Origin of the sequence: Vibrio sp. 10N.261.46.A3 (genome assembly GCF_041472995.1) — a bacterium.
Classification (GTDB): domain Bacteria; phylum Pseudomonadota; class Gammaproteobacteria; order Enterobacterales; family Vibrionaceae; genus Vibrio; species Vibrio coralliirubri.
Map to the genome: position 1 here is coordinate 1 of NZ_JBFRRH010000202.1, position 218 is coordinate 218.

The window sequence follows — 218 nt, forward strand, 5'->3', positions numbered from 1 at the left end:
CCTGTTGTGAATACATAGCAGCAGGAGGCAAACCGGGGGAACTGAAACATCTAAGTACCCCGAGGAAGAGAAATCAACCGAGATTCCGAAAGTAGCGGCGAGCGAAATTGGATTAGCCCTTAAGCTTTTAATGATGCAGGTGAAGAGTCTGGAAAGTCTCGCAGTAAAGGGTGATAGCCCCGTAACCGACACATCATAATCAGTGAAAACGAGTAGGG

1 rRNA gene is annotated in these 218 nt (G+C 47.7%); it reads left to right on the forward strand.

From position 1 onward, the window contains the following. Positions 1–218, forward strand: a 23S ribosomal RNA gene (locus AB4484_RS26775); the annotation flags it as partial.